A 20,817-nucleotide genomic window follows, 5' to 3' on the forward strand; every position below is an offset into this window, starting at 1 on the left:
TCATGCCCCCGACGGCGCTACGCCTCCTCGGCGGTGGGTTGCCGCGCGAGCATGCCGGGCGCGACCAGCACGTAGACCACCAGGATCAGCGCCACCAGGGTCACGCTGACGACCAGGCCGACGATGCCGACCTGCAGGACGACGGCCGCCACGACGAGCGAGCTGACAGCGATCCAGACCGAGGTCACGATGCCGTGCGCGTGGCGGGCCAACGCGTCCCAGACCAGCAGGTTGACGATCGACAGCAGCGAGCCGGCCAGCACGAACATCCACAGCCGGTCGGCGATCTCGGCGTACCGGTCGCCGCCGACCGCCACCAGGGCGAGCCGGGGGAGCAGCGCGGTGGCGACGGTCGCGAGCAGGCCGAGGGTCGCGACGCCGATCACCGCGAGGTGCCGCGACCGCGACGTCTGGTCGCGGGCGAGGAGCGGGAAGAACACGATCGTGACGAACTGGGGCAGGAAGACGGCGGCCTTGGACAGGATCAGGCCGGCGCTGTACAGCCCCGAGTCGTGGGGGCTGAGCAGGAACCGGGCCAGCAGGGCGTCGGCGTTGCTGAGTGCGTAGTACGCCAGCAGGGCGTGCGAGCCCAGCAGTGCCTCACGGACGAACGGGCGTCGGCTGGTGCCGCGCGCGTCAGCGGCGCGACCCCGGAGCTGGGGCAGTCCGACGAGCACCGGCGCCCACGACCCGATGGCCAGGCCCAGCAGGCAGGCGGTCACCGAGGGGTCGATGGCCATCGCGACGCCGCCGCAGAGGAGGCGGCCGAAGCCGTTGGCCAGGTAGATCGCCGCCAGCGCCCGCCAGCGCTCGGCGCCCTGGGCGACCCCGGCCATCGCCCCCATCATCGTCAGGGGCACGAGGGTCGCCCCGGTGAGCAGGGCCGGCCAGATCGAACCCAGGTCGAGCGGACCGACGAGTGCCACGGTCACCACGGCGGCCAGCAGGCCCGTGCCGAGGGAGATGGCGATCGCGACGCGCGCGACCGTGCCGATCGTGGTCTCGCGATCCTCTGGCGCGACGGCGATGCGACGTGCCGTGACCGCCTGCAGCGTGAGAGCCGCGACCGTGCCGATCTGGATGATGCCGAGCAACGCCGTGACCGCACCGAGGTCGCGCGGCAGCAGGAGACGGGCCGCGACGATGGTCATGCCGTAGGCCGCCGCGTTGGCACCGATCATGCCGGCGGCGACGACGGTGCTCCCCGACAACAGTCTCCCGGCACGCGTCACGCGCCCACGATAGGTGACCGCGGTCTAGGGTGAGCGCCGTGATGCAGCGCTGGCGCGACCTCATCGTGGTGCAGTGGTCATTGGTGTTGGCCCTGGCCGTGGCGCTGCCATGGCGTGGCGGCGGTTTCCTGCTGTCGTACGACATGGTCTGGATCCCGACGTGGACCCTGGACCGGCAGGACATCTGGGGTGTCGGCACGGCGGTGCCGCGTGCTGTGCCGTCCGATGGCGTCATCGCGGTCCTGTCGCAGGTCGTCGATCCGGTGGCGATCCAGCGGGTCCTGCTGATCGGCGCGATCGCGTTGGGGGGCGTGGGAGCGGCGCGTCTGGTCGACCACCTCGGTCTGGGGGCACGCCTGGTGGCCGCCACGTACGCCCTCTGGAACCCCTTCGTGGCCGAACGCCTCGTGCTCGGGCAGTGGCCCGTGATCGTCGCGCTCGCCTGCCTGCCGTGGATCGTCGTCGCGGTGCGCGACCCGCGCCATGTCCGCGGTGTCGTGCTGACGCTCGCCCTCGCCGGCACCGCGCTGTCGGTCGCGACGGGGCTGATGGGCCTGGTGGTGGCCCTGGTGGCGGGTTGGCGCTCAGGCGTGCTGCGGATCGTGGTCCTCGGACTCGCGGTGAACGCTCCGTGGATCGTCGCGACCTTCGCGCGGCTCACGCCGGTCGACAGTGATCCGGGCGGAGTCCGGGCGTTCGCCGCCCAGTCGGAGGGCTCGCTGGGGCACGTCGGCACCCTGGCCTCCCTGGGCGGGGTCTGGAACACGGAGGTCGTCCCGACGTCGCGCACGACGGTCGTCGCCGCCGTGCTCGTGGTGCTCCTCCTGCTGGTGGTGGCGACCGGGATCGTCCAGTGGGCCCGCGGCGACCGCCGTCTCCTCGCGCCGCTCGCGACCCTCGCCGTCATCGGTCACGCCCTCGCCGCGTGGGGCTGGGTCGCTCCGGGCACGCTCGAGGACCTGGTGGACTGGCAGGGCTCCGCAGGGATCCTGCGCGACGGCACCCGCTACCTCGCGCTCGCCGTCCCGTTCCACGCCGTGGCGCTCGCCCACGGCGCCGACTTCCTCGGTGGCCGGGTCGCCGCGCTCGTCTCCGATCGCCGCTGGGCCGTCGTCGGGGTCGCGGCAGTGCTGGCCCTCCCGGTGGCCGCGTTGCCGGACCTCGCGAACGGGGTGGACGGGCGCCTGACCCCGGTGGAGTACCCCGACGACTGGGCGGCCACGGCGTCCGTCATCGCCGACAGCGAGGTGAAGGGCGACCTGCTGTCGCTCCCGTTCCAGCCCTATCGTGCGCCGTCGTGGAACGAGGACCGCACGGTGATCGACCCTGCCGCGCGCTTCTTCGATCGCGACACGGTCGTGAACGACGCGCTCACGGTGTCCGGCACCACGCTCGCGGGCGACGACACCCGGGCCCGCGACGTCGCGGCCGTGCTGGCCGACCCTGCCGCGACGCCGTCCGCCCTCGCCACGCTGGGGATCGGCCTGGTGGTCGTCGACCTCGAGGCGCAGGGCGACGCCCCGCTTCCGGCGGCCCTCACCGGGACGCGCGACCTCGGGCCTGCCGGCGCGGACCTGCGGGTGCTGGCGATCGACGGTGCACGGTCGGTCAACCCGTCGGACGAGGCCGAGCTCGCGGTCACGGCCGCCTGGGCCCTCGCCGCCCTGACCGTCGGCATCGCCCTCCTGCTGGTGGTGACTCGGGGGATCGGCCGGCTCCGACGGCTTCCCGCCACGATGCGGCGAGCGTCGGGACCATGACCTCTCGACTGGTATCGTGAGCCAGGTCATAGAGAGGGAGAAAACGTGACACTTCAGAAGCGTTCAGTCGCCATCGTCGCCTTTGCCATCGGTCTGCTCTTCGCAGGTGCGACGGCCTACGGCGTTGGTCAGTCCGTGCAGACCGCGAACCCGCCGGGTTCGGGACCGAACTCGGTCGACACGGTCGAGACCGTCAACTACGGGTCGAACTGACCCCGGCCGGGTCTGCTTGAGGGAGCAGGCCCGGCGTCACCCGGCTCGATCTTCGATCGGCCCGAGCTCGGCGTGCCCGGAATCGGCAGGCCCAGCATCGCCCATCGGGGCGGTCCGGGTCGGTCTGAAGCGTCGGGACACGACCCAGGGGCTGCGCGAGACGCGCAGTGCCACGGTCACGACGGCACGTTCGACGACCCTGGACACGGGACCGGCGTCGCCCGCGAACGCCTGGTGCCGGTAGAAGAACATCGTGACCCGCTTGCGCAGGCCGTCCGGCGCCGTCGGGTACGGCGGCAACCCCTCGCGCTCCCGGGCCTCGAGCAGGTCGTCCAGATCCGCCAGCCACGTGTCGTCGGCAGGGGTGTGGAAGTAGTTGTCGGTCCGCCACGCGGCGGCCGGGTGGTGGAACCGGGCCGCGACCAGCTCGGCGGAGTCGTGCAGGAGGCCGCTGCCCTCGAAGACGAGGTTGATCTGACGCGCCTCGACACCGAAGTCGGTCAGGGCGATCACGGGCACGCCCGAGGCCACGGCCTCGAGCAGCGCCGTCGAGCTGACGGTCACGAGCCCCACGGCGCGGTCCAGGTGCGCCGCCATGGGACCGGACTCGACCGTGAGGTTCGGCGGGACGTCGACCTCGTGCAGCAGCTCCGGGTACGGGTGCTGGTCGGCGTGCGTCTGGGGCTCGTCGCTGAGTCCGCGGACCTTGATGACGACCTCCAGGTCGGGATTGGCGCGGGCCGTGCGCACGAGCACCTCGACCATGCGCATCCGCTCCTGGCGTGACTCCGGCACCAGCGCCTGCGCGGCGAAGACGATCCGGTTGCGCTGGCTCGGCTCCGGCCGGGGTGCCGGGCCCTGGGCGGCAGCGGGGACAGGCCGGGGTGCCGGGCCCTGGGCGGCAGCGGGGACAGGCCGGGGTGCCGGGCCCTGGGCGGCAGCGGGGACAGCCAGGAACGGCAGGCGGGCCAGGGCGTAGCGGTGGGGGATCGCGAGCGAGCGGCTGGCCTCGGTGAACGCCCGGATCTCCCGGTGGCTGTGCAGCACGAAGAGGTCCACCGAACGACGAAAGCCCAGTCCGTAGGGCAGCACGGGCAGGGCGATGCCGGGTAGTCCGCTGACCAGGACCGGACGGTCGGGCCGGTTCGCCACGGCGAGCTCGATCACGGTCTGCACGGCGAGCCCGCGCGCCGCGGTCACGAGCACGTCGGGACGCCACTGGTCGAGGATCGACCGCACGTCAGCAAGGCCCACGCGCTCGACCGATCGAGCGTCGACGACGGTGCCGGCGACCGCCTCCTGCACCTGACGCGGTGACGGCTCGGCCGATCCCTTCGCCACGACGAGGCGGACGTGCCACGAGGGCGGCACCCGGCCTGCGAGTGCCGCCCCCCACTTGACGTAGGAGTCCGAGTCCGTGAGCACCAGGACCCGCCGCGCCGGGGCGTCGGGCCCCGGGCGACGAGGTCCTGGTGCCATCAGACGGTCGGCGTGGGCGACGGCTCGCGGCGCAGGCGCTTCATGGGCGCCTCCTCGCCGGGCATGATGCGCTTGACGCCGTCGCCGAAGGCCATCTCGAGGATGCGGATGTCGCGCACGAGGCTCATGAAGCCGTGGGGCTCCAGGCTCGCGGCCTGGTCGGAGCCCCACATCGTGCGGTCCAGCGTGATGTGGCGCTCGACCGTGCAGGCGCCCATCGCGACGGCGGCGAGCGAGATCTGCAGGCCGGGCTCGTGGCCCGAGTAGCCGACCGGGACGCCGTAGCGCTGCTGCAGCGTGTGGATCATGCGGAGGTTGGCCTCCTGCGCGGGCAGCGGGTAGGTCGAGGTCGCGTGCATCAGCACGAGGCGATCGGTCGACAGGACCTCGACGGCCCGGTCGATCTGCTCGAGCGTGCTCATGCCGGTCGACAGGATGATCGGCTTGCCCGTGGCGGCCAGCGCCTGGAGCAGCTCGATGTCGGTGACCGACGCCGAGGCGACCTTGTGGGTCACGACGCCGAGGTCCTCGAGGAAGTCGACCGAGGGCACGTCCCACGGCGAGGCGAACCACTCGACGCCCTTGCTGTGCGCGTACTCGGCGATCTCGAGGTACTGGTCCTTCTCGAACTCGACCTTGTAGCGGTAGTCGAGGTAGGTCATCTGGCCCCAGGGCGTGTCGCGGATCGTGTCGCGCATCGCCGGCGGCGTGGAGATCTCGGGGGTCCGCTTCTGGAACTTGACCGCCTGGGCACCGGCCAGCGCCGCGACGTCGATCAGCTTCTTGGCGACCTCGAGATCACCGTTGTGGTTGATGCCGATCTCGCCGATGACGTAGGTGGGGCGCTTCGGTCCGACGATCTCGTCGCCGATCTGCTGCCATTCAGCCATGGTCTCGTCCCTCTCGATGGTGTGACGTGGTCCCCGCAAGCACGCGATCGGCGAGCTCGCGGACGACTCCGTCGCCGCCATGGCGTCGGAGCACGATGTGGGCCGCATGGAGTGCGGCGGGGTGGGCGTCGGCGACGGCGACGGGGAAGCCCACGAGGCGGAGGCAGCCGATGTCGTTGACGTCGTTGCCCAGGTAGGCGATGTCGGTCAGCGCGATCCCACGCTCGGACGCCCAGGCGCGCAGCGCGGTGGGCTTGTCGTCGCACCCGTGGATGACCTCGACGCCGAGCTTGGCGGCGCGAGCGGCCACGACGCCGTTGGTCTCGGTCGAGAGGATCAGCAGCTCGATCCCGGCCTTCTTGAGCATCGCGACGCCCATGCCGTCGGAGCGGTTGACCGTGACGGACTCGATGCCGTTCTCGTCGACCGTGACGCGGTCGCTGGTGTGCACGCCGTCGAAGTCGGTGACGACCGCGCGCACGCGCAGCGGTGACGGCCGGTGGGCCTCCCGGTGCGCCAGCGCGAGCTCGGCGAGGGAGAAGTCGTCGGTCGTGTCGATCTCGATCGCGTCGGCGGGCTGGACCTCGACCATCTCGAGGCGCCCGAAGAAGCGGTGCCCGTGCTCGAGGAAGCCGCGGGTCCGCATCGCGTAGAACGCGCCGGTCTCGACGAACTCCGCGGGTCGGTCCTGGCGGCGCAGGCGCGTCGACGAGTCGTGGTTGACGCCGTCCGGCCCGTCCGGGCCCGTGGTCCAGAGGTGGGCGTGGCTGGCGGCGACGCTGAACGCGACGTCGGCCACGTCGTCCTGCACCAGGGAGATGGCGCGGTCGACGTCGGCCGGCTCGATGAAGGGGCTGGTGGCCTGCACGAACACCGTGACCTCGGGGACCGACCCGTGGCTGCCGAGCTCGTCGAGCACGTGCCGCAGCGCGGACTCGGACGTCGCGGAGTCGCCGGCGAGCTGGCGGGGCCGGTCGATCACGAGCGCCCCGTAGCCGCGCGCGGCGTCGGCGATCTCCTCGTCCTCGGTGGAGACGATCACGGCGTTGATGCCGCGCACCTCGCGGAGCGTGCGGACCGCGCGTCCGATCAGGGGCTCGCCGCCGAGCTCACGCAGGTTCTTGCGGGGGACGCCCTTCGACCCGCCGCGAGCGGGGATCACGGCGACCACACCGCGTGCCGTCGGCACGGGTGTCACCGGCTCCGGCGCAGGGGCCACATGGGTCATGTGGCGGACGCTAGGCACCGCCGACGTCCGGGTGGTGAACGACACGACAACCCGGGGCCAACGGGCCCGAGGCACTGACAAAGCACAGAGATTGCAACGAATTTGACCGGTGGGGCGGCGTGTCGGGCCGTGTCTGCGGAACGTTCGGTGAACGGTCTGCGGCGGGGCGGCGACCACGCTGGATCCGGCCGTAGCGTGGGGCGGATGAGGCCCCCGCGCGCGCTGCTGATCGCCGCCTACGACTCCCAGCTCAAGTGGTGCTCACCGTTGCGCACCGAGCTGGCGGAGCGTGGATTCGTCTGCGAGGCGGTGGCCCCCTCCGACCTCAAGTCGGCTCTCTCGCAGTCCCAGATCGCCGATGCCGGGTTCGACCGCGTCGACCTTCGGCCCTGGGACCGCATCGTCACGGACGCCGCCGCGAGCGACGTCGTGGTGGTGGCGCTCGCGGGTCCCATCGTGCAGCGGCTGTGCCACGACCTGGCCGCTCACCTGGAGGAGACGAGCGAGGTCGGCCCGGTGCTCGTGTCGGGCTGGGTCGGCATCATCATCGAGAAGATCACGGCCGGGTACCTCGACCGGGCGTGCACCGACGTCGTCGCGGTGAACTCCGGGGCCGACCTGGCGCACTTCGCCGAGGTGGGGGAGGCGATCGGCATCGGCTCGGACAACCTCGTCCTGACGGGGTTGCCGTTCCTGTCGCGCCAGCCGGCATCGCCGCGGGCCCAGCGCCCGCCCCGCACCGTGCTGTGGGCCGACCAGCCCACGGTGCCTGCGGCGCCGCGCGAGCGCCGGCACGTCTACGATCGCCTGATCGCGTATGCGCAGGACCACCCGGACCGCACGGTGCTGCTCAAGCCGCGGCACCGGCCCGGTGAGGACACGTTCCACCGCATGAAGCACCACCCCGAGGACGTCCTCCAGGGCGTGCCGACACCCGACAACTTCGCGATCGTCTACGACCCCATCACGCAGCTGCTCGAGGACACTGACCTGCTGCTGACCGTGTCGTCGACGGCGTGCCTCGAGGCGCTCGACCGCGGACTCGACGTGGCGCTCGTGGCCGACCTCGGCATCCACGAGCGGTACGGCAACCACGTCTTCCTCGACAGCGGCCTGCTGCGCACGTTCGAGCAGGTCGACGCCGACGACATCGGCACGATGTCGGACAGCTTCCGGCACAGCTACTTCGAGGGCCGTGACCGCCCCCCGGCCCAGGTCGTGGCCGACCGCGTCGAGAAGCTCCTCGCCTCGGGCGAGCGGCCGTCGCGGGCGGTGTGGGAGACCTCCTACGTGCGCGGCGTGTGGGCGGCCCGGGACGCGGTGGCAGCGGGCGGACCGACGCGGCGGGGCCCGCTGTGGCGCCGGGTTCCGGCGGCCGGACGACGCCGGGTGGTGCGGGTCTCGGGCGACGCCCGGCGGATCGTCAGGCGCGCGCTGCCGCTGTAGGGCGGGCGGCCGGTACTTGGCTTCGTGTCCGGGGTGGTGGGGGACGAGCGGCACGGACCACGCGAGGTGGGGCCTTCGGCGGTCGGCTTTCCGCTACGGGGACGAAGGATGATGCGTGACGGTTGTTCCAGCGACCCGGATGCATCAGCCTGGATCCGTCTGGGACGCAGGATGATGCATGGCGGTTGTTCGAGCGACCCAGATGCATCATCCTCGGTCCACCCGGGTCACCGGTCACCGGACGGACCCGAGGTGCCACCGCTTCCGGTCCATGCCGCTTGTCGGAAGCGCGCCGAGCGGTCAGGCGCTGGTTGCTTCTCCCTCACTCGCCAGCCGCGCGAGCGACCTCCTCGGCGAAGCGGGACTGCGAGGCCTCCCAGGACAGCGAGGCGGACTTGGTGCGGGCGCCGTCGCCGAGGAAGCGACGCCACGACGGGTCGGCCAGGATCTCGCCGATCGCCTTCGTGAGCTGCGGCTGCGTGTCGACGAGGATGCCGGAGTCCTTGTGGTCGATCGACTCCTGCGTGCCGCCGGCCGAGGCGTAGGCGACGGTCGGGGTGCCGTGCAGGCCTGCCTCGCCGACGACGAGACCCCAACCCTCCTTGAGCGACGGCATCGCCATGACCCAGGCCTCGGCCAGGAGCCGGTGCTTGGTGACGTCGTCGACGAAGCCGTGGAAGGTGACGCGGTGCGCGACGCCCCGAGCCTGCGCGTGGGCGCGGAGCTCCTCGCCCCACCAGCCGTCGCCGGCGATGTCGAGCGTGAGCTCCGGGTGCTCCTGCGCGAGGTCGGCGAGCGTGTCGATCGCGTGCTCGACCTGCTTGTGCGGCACCAGCCGACCCAGCACGCACAAGCGCGGGGTCGTGCTGCGCGGACCGCCGAGCTGCGGCGCCGGGACGGTGCCGTTGTGCACGATCGCGATGCGGTCGCGGTCGACACCGAGGTCGACGAGCTCCAGGCGCGTGGCCTGGGAGACCGTGACGTACCGCGAGCGCCGGTACATCCGTGGCGCCAGTCGGCTCTCGATCCACCAGCCGACCCGGCCGACCAGGCCCGGGTACACGACGGGCCACTGCTCGCGGTGCACGTGGTGGAGCAGCACGAGGACGGGCTTGCGGGTGGCCCATCGCGTGAAGAACGGCAGCCCGTTCTGGACGTCGACCACGAGGTCGACGCGTCCGTAGCGGCCCAGGACGAGCCGGGCGAAGATGTGCAGGTAGACGCCGAACTTCGCGCCGCTGCGCACGAACCGCACGCCGTCGGTGGTCTCGACCTTCGGAGCGCCCTCGAACGAGGCGGCCGCGATGGTGACGCGGTGGCCGCGCTCGGCCAGTCCGCGAGCCATCTGCTCGACGTAGAACTCCGAGCCCCCGCCCTCGGGGTGGCTGGTGTCGCGCCAGTTGCAGAACAGCACGTGCATGTCGAATCGTTCTCCCTCAAGAACTCCCTGCGCACCCGAGTCCCTCAACTCAGGCGACGGATCGTGACCTGGGTCACGATCCGTCCTGAACGATATCACCCGGCTGCTACCGCGCCGGATATCGTGACGCCGTGACGGAAGGAGGCGGGGCAGGCAGAGGCGTGATGGACGACGTCGAGGCGGACGAAGTCGGGGCGGGCGCGACGACCCGGGACCGGCCGGCCGACCTCACCCACCGCTTCCGACTCGCCGTGGGCTGCCTGGTCCTCACGGCGCTGGCGTTCCTGCAGCAGCCCGGCCGGATCGTCGCCGACACCAAGCTCGACCTGGTCGTCGACCCCGGTGGTTTCCTGCAGCGGTCGTTGACGATGTGGGACCCGGAGGGGTTCCTCGGCCAGGTCCAGAACCAGGCCTACGGCTACCTCTTCCCGATGGGGCCCTTCTTCTGGCTCGGCAGGCTCGTCGACCTCGACCCGTGGGTCGTGCAGCGCCTGTGGTGGGCCCTGCTGTGGTGCGTCGCCTTCGTCGGCATGGCTCGGCTCGCCAAGGCCCTGGGGATCGGGACGCCGAACCTGCACCTGCTGGCCGGCCTCCTCTACGCGCTCTCGCCGCGCGTGCTCACGATCATGGGCGTGAACTCGATCGAGGCGTGGCCGGCATCGCTCGCACCGTGGGTCCTGCTGCCGCTGGTCCTGGGGTCCGCGACCGGTCGGCCCCGCGTGCGGGCGGCCCAGAGCGCGGTCGCCATCGGCTGCATCGGCGGCGTCAACGCGGTCGCGACGGCTGCCGTGCTCCCGCTCGCGACCCTGTGGCTTCTGATGGCGCCGCGCGGCGAGGCCCGTCGACGCATGCTCCGCTGGTGGCCGCCGCTGGTGCTGGCCGTGACGGCCTGGTGGTGGCTGCCGCTCGTGCTGCTGGGGCGCTACAGCCCGCCGTTCCTCGACCACATCGAGAGCAGTGCGACGACGACGGTCAGCGCCTCGGTCCTCGACGCCCTTCGCGGCACCACGAACTGGGTCCCGCGGGCCACCGCCTCGTACGAGGCGGGCCGCGACCTGATCCTGACGCCGTCATCCGTGGTGGCGCTGGCCGTCCTGGCGGGCCTCGGGCTGGCGGGTCTTGCGCACCGTCGGCTCCCACACCGACGCTTCCTCGTCGCGGGGCTGCTCGCGGGTGTCGTCCTCACCACGTTGGGTCACACCGCCGGCGTCGCGGGTGCGGGCTCGGCGACCCTCCAGGACCTGCTCGACGGTCCACTGGCGGCCATGCGCAACCTGCACAAGTTCGACCCCGTGGTTCGCCTCCCGGTCGTGCTCGGCCTGACGCACCTGCTCGCCGTCGTGCTCGCGCGGGTCGCGGAGATCACGGACGCGGGGTCGCGGCAGTGGTGGCGGCGGTCGCTCGCCCTCGTCGTCGCTGCCGCCGTCGCGGCGGCCATCGCCCCGGCGTGGACGGCGCGGGTCGCCAACCCGGGCAGCTTCCTGTCCGTTCCGGCCTACTGGGTCGAGGCCACCGACTGGATGGCGGAGCAGCCCGACAGCACGACCTTGCTCGTCCCGTCGTCGCGTTTCGGCGACTACCTCTGGGGGAGCACGGGCGACGACGTCGTGCAGCCACTCGCGCAGTCATCCTGGACGACGCGCCCGCTGGTGCCCCTGACTCCTGACGGCACCGTGCGTCTCCTGGACGCGATCAACGACGAGCTCGCGACGGGTGCCGCGGCCCCGGCCCTGCCCACGACGCTGGACCGCGCCGGCATCGACCACGTGCTGCTGCGGTTCGACCTCGCCGAGGCCAACGATCCGGAGCGGGCCGAGCTGGCGTGGCGCACGCTGCGCTCCACGCCGGGACTGCGGCTGGCGGCCTCGTTCGGACCGCCGATCGGCGGCTCCGGCCAGATCGAGGACGTGCTGTCGCGCCGCTTCGTCGACGGAGGGTGGCGCACCCACCACCCGGCCGTGGCGGTCTTCGCCGTCGAGGACGCCGATCAGCAGCCGCGGTCGACGCCCCTTCAGGAGGTGCCCGTGGTCACGGGCGGTGCCGAGTCGCTCGTCGGGCTCGACCGGCTCGGCGTGCTCGAGGACGGTCCCGTGCTCCTCGCCGGTGACCGCCCCGAGGAGGCCGCCGGGCCCCGGGTCCTGACCGACTCGCTCCGGCGGTCGGAGGTCGACTTCGCCCTGGTCGACCGCAACCGCTCCGCCTCCTTGACGCCGGACGACCCGTACGCGCGGGACCGTGCGGCGCACGACTTCGTGTCCGACACCGATACCGCGTCGCTGTCCGTGCCGCGGCTCGAGGGAGCGGAGCGGTTGACGGCCTCGTCCTCGCGAGGGTGGGTCAACGACCTCGGCATCGTCTCGCCGTCCGCGGCTCCGTGGGCGGCGTTCGACCCGAGCGCGCGGACGGCGTGGCGTGCCGTGGGCAGCACGGGGTGGCTCGAGCTCGGTCTCGGCAGCCCGCGCGACATCGGCCAGATCACGCTGCGCGCGGGCCTGGCGCCGGGGGAGACCCAGGCCCTCACGGTCGAGACCGAGGACGGCCCGGTCACGCGCACGATGCGCGGGGACGAACCCGTCACGATCGACGTGGGCACGCTCGCGACGTTGCGGTTCGAGGTCGAGCGCACCATCGTCGACGACGACGAGGACCCCGGCGACGCACAGCTCGCGAACGTCGCGGCGGCGCGACTCGACCTGGCGCGCCCGCTCGTCCTGCCGGAGGTGCGGCGCGCGGACCGGATCGTGCTGGGCCTGGACCAGGGCGAGCGCCCGTCCTGCCTCGACGTGGGTGGCGTGGCGCAGTGCCGCTCCGGCGCCCAGGAGCTGGGCGAGGACGCCTTCGTGCTCGATCGGGTCGTCACGCTGGGCGCCGGGGGCACGTTCACCGGGGCGGTGGCGACGACCGCGGTGGCGGGTCCGTCGCTGGACGCGCTCGTGCAGCAGGGGTCTGCGCTCCAGCTGCGGACGAGCTCGACGCTCAGCGACGACCCCCGGACGGCGGCCTCGCGCATGCTCGACGGCAACCTCGAGACCGGATGGATCGCCGCCGCCGGCGACGACCGGCCGACCACCACCCTGACCTGGACCACGCCCCAGCGCGTCAGTGTGATCGGCCTGCCGACCACCGACTCGTTGCCCGCGTCGTCGGTGGAGTCGGTCGTCGTCACCACCGACGACGGCACGACGGTCGAGGCGGACGTGACCGGCGGCATCGCGATCATCCCCGAGGTCGTCACCACGAGCCTGTCGATCGAGCTGACCTCGGCGCGCGACGCCGTCGACGACGAGCGCAACGGACTGGCGGCCCATCTGCCCGTCGGGCTCAGCGAGATCTCCGTCCTGGGGGCGCCAGGCGGCACCCTCGTGACCGGGCCGGCCGCGGTCGACTGGGGCTGTGGGACGGGCCCGGACGTCCGCATCGACGGCTCCACGGCCACGACGTCCCTGTCGGCGACGACCAGTGAGCTGCTCTCGGGCACCACGGTCCCGGCGCGGCCCTGCACCGAGGGAGCGGCACTGACCCTGCCCGACGGATCGTCACGTCTGAGCCTGACCGCATCACCGGTGGCGCGCGCGGGCGAGCTGGTGCTGACGTCGACCGTCCCGTGGCGCGCGCTCACGAGCGGGCAGGACCTCGTGACGGCCCGTCACAACGCTAACCCCGGCTGGGAGGGGAACGTCGACGGCGACCCCGTGCCGTCGGTCGTGGTCGACGGCTGGCAACAGGGCTACCTCGTGCCCGAGGGCGAGGCCGCGGACCTGACCACGACGTTCGGCCCCGGCTCCACCTACCGTGCGGCCCTGGTCGGCGGGGGCGCGCTGGCACTTCTGGTCGTCCTCGGAACAGCCCTGGCCACTGCGCGGGTCCGGCGTCGCCCCGCCGAGACGGCACCGGCGACGAGTGACTCGCGGTGGGCCTCCCGGGTGGTCCTGGGCAGTGCTGGCCTCCTGACGACGGCCGTGGTGGCCGGGGTGACCGGGGTGCTGGCCCTCGGCCTCGTCCTCGCCGTGGTCGCCCTGGCGGGCCGCCACCGCAGACTCGTGGTCCTGGCGACCGGGGTCGCCGTCCTCGCCGGCGGAGCCGTCACCGCAGTGGTGGCCGACTCGACCGGTCTGACTCCGGAGGCGGCTCAGTGGTGCGGCGTACTCGCGGTGGCCCTCGTGGTGGCCGCCGCGCTCGACCTGCGGTGGCCGAGCCGGTTCGCCGGACGTTCCACGACCCGGTAGAGCACCTCGCTGACGGCCTGGCTGATCGCCAGCACCAGGACCAGCAGCAGCGGCCACGAGATCTCGAACTGCGTGAGGCCGAGACCGGGCACGATGAGCTCGATCACGATCAGGTGGCAGCAGAACAGCGCGAACGACGTGTGACCGAGGTGGCGGGCCAACGGATGCGCGAGCCACGACGTCGGCCGTGGCGCCAGCACGCACGGCGCCACGAGGAGCAGCGAGACGACCGCGTAGCCGACGTGCCGCACGAGGGCTCCGTCGAGGTCCGGCTGGAACAGCCCCACGGGTCCGCCGAGCGGCGTCGCCACGAGAACGAGGACGGCACCGGCCGCGATCCAGCAGGTGGCCCGGTCGGCGGCGAGCCGGCTTGCGCGCCGGGTCAGGGTCGACGGGGAGGCGGAGTCGGCGTCGGTGGCCAACGCTGCCAGGGCGATGCCGGCCACGAACCAGCCGAGGTGCGACGGGAGCTGGGCACGGAGCGCGACGCTGAGGCCGGAGTCCAGGCCCCAGGAGACGATGTTCCAGCCGATGCTCAGCAGCGCCAGTGCGCCGAGTGCCGTCATCAGCCGGGACAGGCTGCCACGCCCCACGCGGACCAGGCACCACCCGATGAGGGGTAGTGCGAGGTAGAAGGAGGCCTCGACGGTCAGGCTCCACATCTGCGTGAGTCCGGCCGGGAGCTCGGGGTCGCCCAGGTGCGCCACGAGCGTCAGGTTCTGCACCCAGACCCCGACGCCCTCGTCGCGGTTGGCCGGCAGCAGGACCATCGCCGCGACGACGGTCAGGACGTAGACGGGGAAGATGCGGAAGAAGCGCTTGCGGTAGTAGCGGCGCACCGATCCCCGTGTCGGTGCCGAGGCCGACGAGTCCAGCGCGCGGGAGACCCACGGTCGGCCGAGCAGGAACCCCGAGAGCACGAAGAAGATCGCGACCCCGATCTCGAGGCGATGGGTCAAGGCACCCAGCACGCCCTCGCCGTAGATGCCGGCCCAGAAGGCCGTGTGCGTCCCGACCACCGCGATCGCGGCGACGGCGCGCAGGCCGTCGAGCTCGGCATAGGTGCGGCTCTGGACGGACATGCTTCCGATCGTCCCACGCTGTCCGGTCACGGGCAGGGTTCGAAAGAAGCGGGGGGCGCCGGTCGAGGTGGCTAGGCTCACCCGCATGGACGACGCCGACCGGATGCTGCAGTTCATCGACGCCTCGCCGTCACCGTTCCACGCCTGCGCGACGGCGGCGGCGTGGCTCGTCGAGGCCGGCTGGGTCGAGGTCGCCGAGCGGGATCCATGGCCGACGGAGCCGGGGCGCTACCTGGTGCGCCGCGGCGGCTCGCTGGCTGCGTGGTCCACGACGGCCTCCACGCGTCCGTCCGACGCCTTCCGGATCGTGGGTGCCCACACCGACAGCCCGAACCTGCGCCTCAAGCAGCACCACGACCGCCGCTTCGCGAACCTCGCCGTCCTCGCCCTCGAGCCGTACGGAGGTCCGCTCCTCGCGACCTGGCTCGACCGCGACCTCGGCGTCGCCGGTCGCCTCGGCCTGCGCGACGGCACCGAGCGGCTCGTGCACGTGGCCGATCCGGTCCTGCGGGTGCCGAACCTGGCGATCCACCTGGACCGGGACGCCTCGAACGCCCCGGACCGCCAGCGTCACCTCGACGCCGTGTGGGGCGTGGGCGACGAGCCGTTCCTGACCTGGCTCGGCCGTCGCGAGGGCTTCGACCCGTCGGAGGTCCTGGGGTTCGAGCTCATGACCACCGACACGCTGGCGAGCAGCCGCGTCGGTGCCGACGGCTCCTTCGTGGCCGCGCCCCGCCTCGACAACCAGGCCACCTGCTTCGCCGGGGTGCAGGCGCTGATCGACGCTCCTGCCGTCGAGGGCGTCCGCCCGGTCCTGGTGATGTTCGACCACGAGGAGGTGGGCAGCACCTCCGAACGCGGTGCCCAGTCCGACCTGCTCGCCACGATCCTCGAACGCACCGTGCTCGCCGCCGGCGGTACCCGCGACGACGTGCACCGGGCCGTCGCGGAGTCGATCTGCGCGTCCGGCGACATGGCGCACGCGACCCACCCCAATCACGCCGACCGGCACGAGCCGCTCCACCGCATCGTCGCCGGCGGTGGCCCGGTGCTCAAGGTCAACCAGAACCTGCGCTACGCGACGGACTCCCGGGGCACGGTCGCGTTCGCCCTCGCGTGCGAGCAGGCCGGGGTGCCCCTCCAGCGCTACGTGCACCGTGCCGACCTGCCGTGCGGGTCGACGATCGGGCCGATGAGTGCGGCCCGGACCGGCATCACCACGGTCGACGTCGGCGCGCCCCAGCTGGCGATGCACTCGGCCCGCGAGCAGATGGCCGCGGCCGACGTGACGCCGTACGTGCGATCGCTCGGCGCCTTCCTCGCTCCGGCCCGCTAGGCACTCCCGCCCCGCATTCACCGGCAGACGGGCCGTCGCGTACCCTTGAGGGGCGTCGATGGCCTGCGTCCGTCTCGGACCTGAGCAGACTGGCGCTCGTGTTTCTCTGGGGATCTCGTCCCCATGATCCAGGGGCCTTCGGCGTGTCCACCAATTCCATCCATCCATCGGAGCCCACCGGCTATGACTTCTGGCATCGCAACACCTGCTGTCGCACCGCAGGTTGCGGTCAATGACATCGGCAACGAGGCTGACTTCCTCGCTGCGATCGACAAGACCATCAAGTACTTCAACGACGGCGACATCGTCGAAGGCACCATCGTCAAGGTTGACCGTGACGAGGTCCTTCTCGACATCGGTTACAAGACCGAAGGTGTCATCCCCTCCCGCGAGCTGAGCATCAAGCACGACGTCGACCCGCACGAGGTCGTCAGCGTCGGCGACGCGGTCGAGGCCCTCGTCCTCCAGAAGGAGGACAAGGAAGGTCGTCTGATCCTGTCCAAGAAGCGTGCTCAGTACGAGCGCGCCTGGGGCGACATCGAGAAGATCAAGGAAGAGGACGGCGTCGTCGAGGGCACCGTCATCGAGGTCGTCAAGGGCGGCCTCATCATGGACATCGGTCTGCGCGGCTTCCTGCCCGCCTCGCTCGTCGAGATGCGCCGTGTCCGCGACCTGGATCCGTACATCGGCCAGAAGCTCGAGGCCAAGATCATCGAGCTCGACAAGAACCGCAACAACGTGGTCCTGTCGCGCCGTGCCTGGCTCGAGCAGACGCAGTCGGCCGTGCGCCAGAACTTCCTGACCGAGCTCAAGAAGGGCCAGGTCCGCAAGGGCGTCATCAGCTCGATCGTCAACTTCGGCGCGTTCGTCGATCTCGGCGGCGTCGACGGCCTGGTGCACGTCTCGGAGCTCTCCTGGAAGCACATCGACCACCCGAACGAGGTCGTTCAGGTCGGCGACGAGGTCACCGTCGAGGTGCTCGACGTCGACATGGACCGCGAGCGCGTCTCGCTGTCGCTCAAGGCGACGCAGGAGGATCCGTGGCAGCACTTCGCCCGGGTCCACCAGATCGGTCAGATCGTGCCGGGCAAGGTCACCAAGCTCGTCCCCTTCGGCGCGTTCGTGCGCGTCGAGGAGGGCATCGAGGGCCTGGTGCACATCTCCGAGCTCGCCGAGCGTCACGTCGAGATCCCCGAGCAGGTCGTGCAGATCAACGACTCGGTCATGGTCAAGATCATCGACATCGACCTGGAGCGTCGCCGCATCTCGCTGTCGCTCAAGCAGGCCAACGAGACCGAGGCCGCCGTCGCCGACGACTTCGATCCCACCCTGTACGGCATGACCTCCTCGTACGACGAGGAGGGCAACTACATCTACCCCGACGGCTTCGATCCGGAGACCGGCGAGTGGCAGGAGGGCTTCGACGAGGCCCGCGCCACGTGGGAGAAGCAGTACGCCGAGGCGCACGAGCGCTGGGAGGCCCACAAGAAGCAGATCGCCGACTCCGAGAAGGCGGCGATCGAGGCCAGCGAGGCCAGCAACTACTCCTCGGAGGTCCCCGAGGCCGCCGAGGGCGGCCCCGGCGGCGGTTCGCTGGCGTCCGACGAGGCGCTGCAGGCCCTGCGCGAGAAGCTCACCGGCGGCGAGTGATCGCCCGCTGAGCCTGGCTCAGCACCCCGCTGGATCGAGCATGGTTCGAGCCCGGTCACCGTTCGCGGTGGCCGGGCTCGAACGCGTCCTGGGCCGTGTCGGTGCCGGCCCCGTCAGTGCTGGGCAGATCGGCCGGCGGCAAACTCGTCGGCGGCGTGGCTGCGCGGGGGAGCGAGGTGCCCGAGGCCGTCGCCGCGCACGAGCAGCAGGACGACCCCCGCCACGGCGAGGAAGGACAGGACGAGGAGTGCGGCGAGGAGGATCATGGCAGTAATTCTTCTGGCATCTCATTACTGCCACCAGTGGCAGTAATGACAGTGCTCATCGAATATCTGCCATGCGTGTGGCACGATGGCGGCATGGAGATCGAGCCGTACGGCGACGCCGCCTGTGTCCCTGCCCCCTCAGGCCCGCTGCGCAAGGTCGTGGCGGTCGTGCAGGACGGCGTGGAGCCGTTCGGGCTCGGCGCGATCTGCGAGGTGTGGGCCGAGCCGTACCACCCCGACGACGACAACCCCGTCTTCGAGTTCGTGGTCTGTGCGGAGAACCCCGGCGTCGTGAAGGGTCGGGCCGGTTTCGACCTCGTCGTGCACCACGGGCTGGAGGAGCTCGAGGACGCCGATCTGGTCTGCATCGTGCCGAAGCGCGACTACCGGGACCACTCGCCGGTCGTGGCCGAGGCGATCGCTCGCGCGCACGCTCGCGGTGCCTGGATCTTCGCGCACTGCTCCAGCAGCTTCCTGCTGGGTGACGCGGGTCTGCTGGAGGGCCGTCGGTGCACGACGCACTGGCGCTACGGGGAGCAGCTGGCCCGGGCCTTCCCGGGGGCGATCGTCGATCCCGACGTCCTCTACGTCGAGGACGACCGCATCGTGACCGGCGCGGGATCGGCCGCCGGCATCGACGCTGCACTGCACCTGCTGCGACGCCACTACGGCGCCCGGGTCGCGGCCACCGCTGCGCGGCGGATCGTCGTGCCGCCGCACCGTGACGGGGGGCAGGCGCAGTTCGTGCGCGCTCCGGTCCGTGCGGAGGCGGCCGAGACCTTGGCGCCGCTGCTGGCCTGGGCCACGGCGCACCTCGACGAGCCCCTGACCGTCGACCGCCTGGCTCGGCAGGCGCACATGTCGCCCCGGACGTTCGCCCGGCGCTTTCGCGACGAGACGGGCACGACCCCGCTGCAGTGGATCACGGGCCAGCGCGTCGCCCTGGCCGAGGAGCTGCTCGAGAACTCGACCCTCGCGGTCGAGCAGATCGCGACCCGCGTCGGCTTCGGCAATGCCGCCACGCTGCGTCACCACTTCACGCAGGCGCGCGGCCTGGCACCCCTGGTGTACCGCAAGCAGTTCAGCTGCCTCGAGCCGGCCTAGGGCGCGCGGCTCGTTCCTCGCCGCTCCAACGCCTCGTTCCTCGCCGTTGCCGGGCTGACGCCCGGGCGCCTGCCTCGCTTCGCTCGGCCCGCCCGACTGTCAGTGGATCGGCCGTCGCGGATCAGGTCAGCTCGGTGCGCCGGACCTTGCCCGTCGCCGTCCGGGGGAGCTCGGCGAGCCGCTCGTACTCCTTGGGTCGTTTCGGCGGTGCCAGCTGCTCGGTCGCGACGGCCCGGAGGTCGTCCTCCGTGGCCTCCCCGACCCAGGCGGCGCAGACGCGCTGACCCCACTGGTCGTCGGGGCGACCGAAGACCGCGACGTCGCGCACGCCGGGCACCGCGCCCAGCACGTCCTCGACCTCGGCCGGGTACACGTTGACCCCGCCGGTGATGACCAGGTCGGTGCGGCGGGCGTCGAGGAACACGTGGCCGTCCTGCACCCGCCCCAGGTCGCCCACGGTGAAGGAGGGCCCATGCGCTGAGTCGGTCCATGCCGAGCGGGTCTTGTCGGGGTCGCGCCAGTACTCGAAGTGCGACCACGGCGGCACGGCGCACCAGATCTGGTCCTCGGTGTCGGTCCACACGACCCGTCCGGGCCGGGCGCGTCCGAGCGAGCCGGGCCGTTCCTGCCACTCGTGCGCGGAGCAGGCGGTGAACTGGCCCTCGGTCGACCCGTAGAACTCCCAGACGACGTCGGTCCCGAACCTCTCGTGGGCTCGCGTACGGACCGGTGTGGGACACGGCGCTCCGGCATGGGCCACGAGGCGGAACGACGTGGTTTCCAGACGTTCCCCGGACTCGGCCTCCAGGGCGAACAGGCGCTGGAGGTGCGCGGGGACGCAGAACATCGTCGTGGGGGCGAGGGTCCGGAACGCCCGGGCGACGGCGGTCGGCTCGAACGGGACCACCACGACCGACCCGCCGGCCAGGAGCGTTCCGATCGCGAACCGCAGCGGCGCCGAGTGGTAGAGCGGCGAGACCGCGATGTTGAGGTCGTCGGCGGAGAAGCCCCACAGCGCGCGCTCCTCGAGCGCGGCCGCCTCGGCGTGCTCGGGCGAGAGCCACCCCGACCAGACCCCCTTTGGGCGTCCGGTGGTGCCCGAGGTGAAGTGCATCGGGCGGCAGCGAGGATAGGGATCGAGTCCGCGCTCGGGGCCGCGGGCGAGCTCGTCGAGCACCGCGGGGTCGTCGACGACGAGCGTGGGCTCGACCTGGTCGAGCACCACGGCACGCTCACGCGCGGTGAGCCGTGGATCCAGGGGAACGGGCACGATGCCGCTCCGTGAGGCGGCCAGGACCAGGTCGACCGTCGCCGTCGTCCCGGACGTCAGGAGCGCGACGCGGTCGCCGTGATGCAGGCCCGCGTCATGGAGGGCTCCGGCCATCCGGCGCTGGCGCGCCTCGCTCGACGCGGCGCTGTGGATGTCCGGTTGAACCGTCACGACGCTCCTGGGACGTTGGATTCGCGTGATGTGCCTCACGTCGT

Annotated in this window: 15 protein-coding genes; 7 read left to right on the forward strand and 8 right to left on the reverse strand. The window is 72.0% G+C overall.

All coding sequences use genetic code 11. The features are described from left to right. Positions 1-17: 17 nt before the first annotated feature. Entirely contained in the window at positions 18-1,232 is a 1,215-nt protein-coding gene (locus V6S66_RS06510; RefSeq protein WP_334205932.1) for a lipopolysaccharide biosynthesis protein, read from the reverse strand. A 38-nt stretch (positions 1,233-1,270) separates the two neighbouring features. Between V6S66_RS06510 and V6S66_RS06515 the strand changes: the two genes are divergently transcribed. Both V6S66_RS06515 and V6S66_RS06520 read left to right on the forward strand, forming a co-directional pair. Then, positions 1,271-2,992, forward strand: a complete 1,722-nt coding sequence (locus tag V6S66_RS06515) for a hypothetical protein (RefSeq protein ID WP_334205933.1) — start codon at positions 1,271-1,273, stop codon at positions 2,990-2,992. 45 nt (positions 2,993-3,037) lie between these two features. Continuing rightward, entirely contained in the window at positions 3,038-3,205 is a 168-nt protein-coding gene (locus V6S66_RS06520; RefSeq protein ID WP_334205934.1) for a hypothetical protein, read from the forward strand. A 36-nt stretch (positions 3,206-3,241) separates the two neighbouring features. On the opposite strand, the gene V6S66_RS06525 is transcribed toward V6S66_RS06520, so the two are convergent. The 3 genes from V6S66_RS06525 to V6S66_RS06535 are packed head-to-tail and all read right to left on the reverse strand — an operon-like array spanning position 3,242 to position 6,802. Continuing rightward, on the reverse strand, positions 3,242-4,684 hold the full coding sequence (locus tag V6S66_RS06525; RefSeq protein WP_334205935.1) for a DUF6716 putative glycosyltransferase: 1,443 nt from the start codon (positions 4,682-4,684) through the stop codon (positions 3,242-3,244). Continuing rightward, entirely contained in the window at positions 4,684-5,574 is an 891-nt protein-coding gene (locus tag V6S66_RS06530; protein WP_334205936.1) for an N-acetylneuraminate synthase family protein, read from the reverse strand. Before V6S66_RS06530 ends, V6S66_RS06525 begins: the two co-directional genes overlap by 1 nt. Beyond that, a complete protein-coding gene (locus V6S66_RS06535) occupies positions 5,567-6,802 on the reverse strand; it encodes an acylneuraminate cytidylyltransferase (protein ID WP_334205937.1) in 1,236 nt (411 codons plus the stop codon). The genes V6S66_RS06530 and V6S66_RS06535 overlap by 8 nt, the downstream gene beginning before the upstream one ends. A gap of 204 nt (positions 6,803-7,006) precedes the next feature. Between V6S66_RS06535 and V6S66_RS06540 the strand changes: the two genes are divergently transcribed. Beyond that, positions 7,007-8,248 (forward strand): DUF6716 putative glycosyltransferase, encoded by a 1,242-nt coding sequence (locus tag V6S66_RS06540; RefSeq protein WP_334205938.1) that lies wholly within the window; start codon positions 7,007-7,009, stop codon positions 8,246-8,248. Between the two features lie 322 nt (positions 8,249-8,570). Here the strand turns inward: V6S66_RS06540 and V6S66_RS06545 are convergent, their stop codons facing one another. Continuing rightward, a complete protein-coding gene (locus tag V6S66_RS06545) occupies positions 8,571-9,668 on the reverse strand; it encodes a glycosyltransferase family 4 protein (RefSeq protein WP_334205939.1) in 1,098 nt (365 codons plus the stop codon). Positions 9,669-9,832: 164 nt separating this feature from the next. On the opposite strand from V6S66_RS06545, the gene V6S66_RS06550 reads away from it, so the two are divergent. Further along, the gene (locus V6S66_RS06550; protein WP_334205940.1) at positions 9,833-13,894 is read left to right on the forward strand and encodes an alpha-(1->3)-arabinofuranosyltransferase domain-containing protein; all 4,062 of its coding nucleotides are present in this window, start codon (positions 9,833-9,835) and stop codon (positions 13,892-13,894) included. On the opposite strand, the gene V6S66_RS06555 is transcribed toward V6S66_RS06550, so the two are convergent. Continuing rightward, entirely contained in the window at positions 13,798-14,976 is a 1,179-nt protein-coding gene (locus tag V6S66_RS06555; protein WP_334205941.1) for an acyltransferase family protein, read from the reverse strand. The genes V6S66_RS06550 and V6S66_RS06555 overlap by 97 nt on opposite strands. 85 nt (positions 14,977-15,061) lie before the next feature. Here V6S66_RS06555 and V6S66_RS06560 point away from each other — a divergent pair, with 85 nt between their 5' ends. Continuing rightward, positions 15,062-16,312, forward strand: coding sequence for a M18 family aminopeptidase (locus V6S66_RS06560; RefSeq protein WP_334205942.1), 1,251 nt, complete (start codon positions 15,062-15,064; stop codon positions 16,310-16,312). A 183-nt stretch (positions 16,313-16,495) separates the two neighbouring features. Continuing rightward, a complete protein-coding gene (rpsA, locus tag V6S66_RS06565) occupies positions 16,496-17,962 on the forward strand; it encodes a 30S ribosomal protein S1 (RefSeq protein ID WP_334205943.1) in 1,467 nt (488 codons plus the stop codon). Positions 17,963-18,075: 113 nt separating this feature from the next. Here rpsA and V6S66_RS06570 read toward each other — a convergent pair whose 3' ends face one another. Continuing rightward, entirely contained in the window at positions 18,076-18,228 is a 153-nt protein-coding gene (locus V6S66_RS06570) for a hypothetical protein (RefSeq protein ID WP_334205944.1), read from the reverse strand. Between the two features lie 93 nt (positions 18,229-18,321). On the opposite strand from V6S66_RS06570, the gene V6S66_RS06575 reads away from it, so the two are divergent. Further along, positions 18,322-19,332, forward strand: a complete 1,011-nt coding sequence (locus V6S66_RS06575) for a GlxA family transcriptional regulator (protein WP_334205945.1) — start codon at positions 18,322-18,324, stop codon at positions 19,330-19,332. A 121-nt stretch (positions 19,333-19,453) separates the two neighbouring features. Here the strand turns inward: V6S66_RS06575 and V6S66_RS06580 are convergent, their stop codons facing one another. Then, entirely contained in the window at positions 19,454-20,773 is a 1,320-nt protein-coding gene (locus tag V6S66_RS06580) for a class I adenylate-forming enzyme family protein (RefSeq protein WP_334205946.1), read from the reverse strand. Between the last annotated feature and the right edge of the window lie 44 nt (positions 20,774-20,817).

The sequence above is a fragment of the Aeromicrobium sp. Sec7.5 genome, assembly GCF_036867135.1.
GTDB lineage: Bacteria > Actinomycetota > Actinomycetes > Propionibacteriales > Nocardioidaceae > Aeromicrobium.

Coding starts and splice junctions, on each gene's coding strand:
- V6S66_RS06525 (WP_334205935.1), bottom strand. CDS start 4,684: ATGGCACCAGGACCTCGTCGCCCGGGGCCCGACGCCCCGGCGCGGCGG.
- V6S66_RS06530 (WP_334205936.1), bottom strand. CDS start 5,574: ATGGCTGAATGGCAGCAGATCGGCGACGAGATCGTCGGACCGAAGCGC.
- V6S66_RS06535 (WP_334205937.1), bottom strand. CDS start 6,802: ATGACCCATGTGGCCCCTGCGCCGGAGCCGGTGACACCCGTGCCGACG.
- V6S66_RS06540 (WP_334205938.1), top strand. CDS start 7,007: ATGAGGCCCCCGCGCGCGCTGCTGATCGCCGCCTACGACTCCCAGCTC.
- V6S66_RS06545 (WP_334205939.1), bottom strand. CDS start 9,668: ATGCACGTGCTGTTCTGCAACTGGCGCGACACCAGCCACCCCGAGGGC.
- V6S66_RS06550 (WP_334205940.1), top strand. CDS start 9,833: ATGGACGACGTCGAGGCGGACGAAGTCGGGGCGGGCGCGACGACCCGG.
- V6S66_RS06555 (WP_334205941.1), bottom strand. CDS start 14,976: ATGTCCGTCCAGAGCCGCACCTATGCCGAGCTCGACGGCCTGCGCGCC.
- V6S66_RS06560 (WP_334205942.1), top strand. CDS start 15,062: ATGGACGACGCCGACCGGATGCTGCAGTTCATCGACGCCTCGCCGTCA.
- rpsA (WP_334205943.1), top strand. CDS start 16,496: ATGACTTCTGGCATCGCAACACCTGCTGTCGCACCGCAGGTTGCGGTC.
- V6S66_RS06570 (WP_334205944.1), bottom strand. CDS start 18,228: ATGATCCTCCTCGCCGCACTCCTCGTCCTGTCCTTCCTCGCCGTGGCG.
- V6S66_RS06575 (WP_334205945.1), top strand. CDS start 18,322: ATGGAGATCGAGCCGTACGGCGACGCCGCCTGTGTCCCTGCCCCCTCA.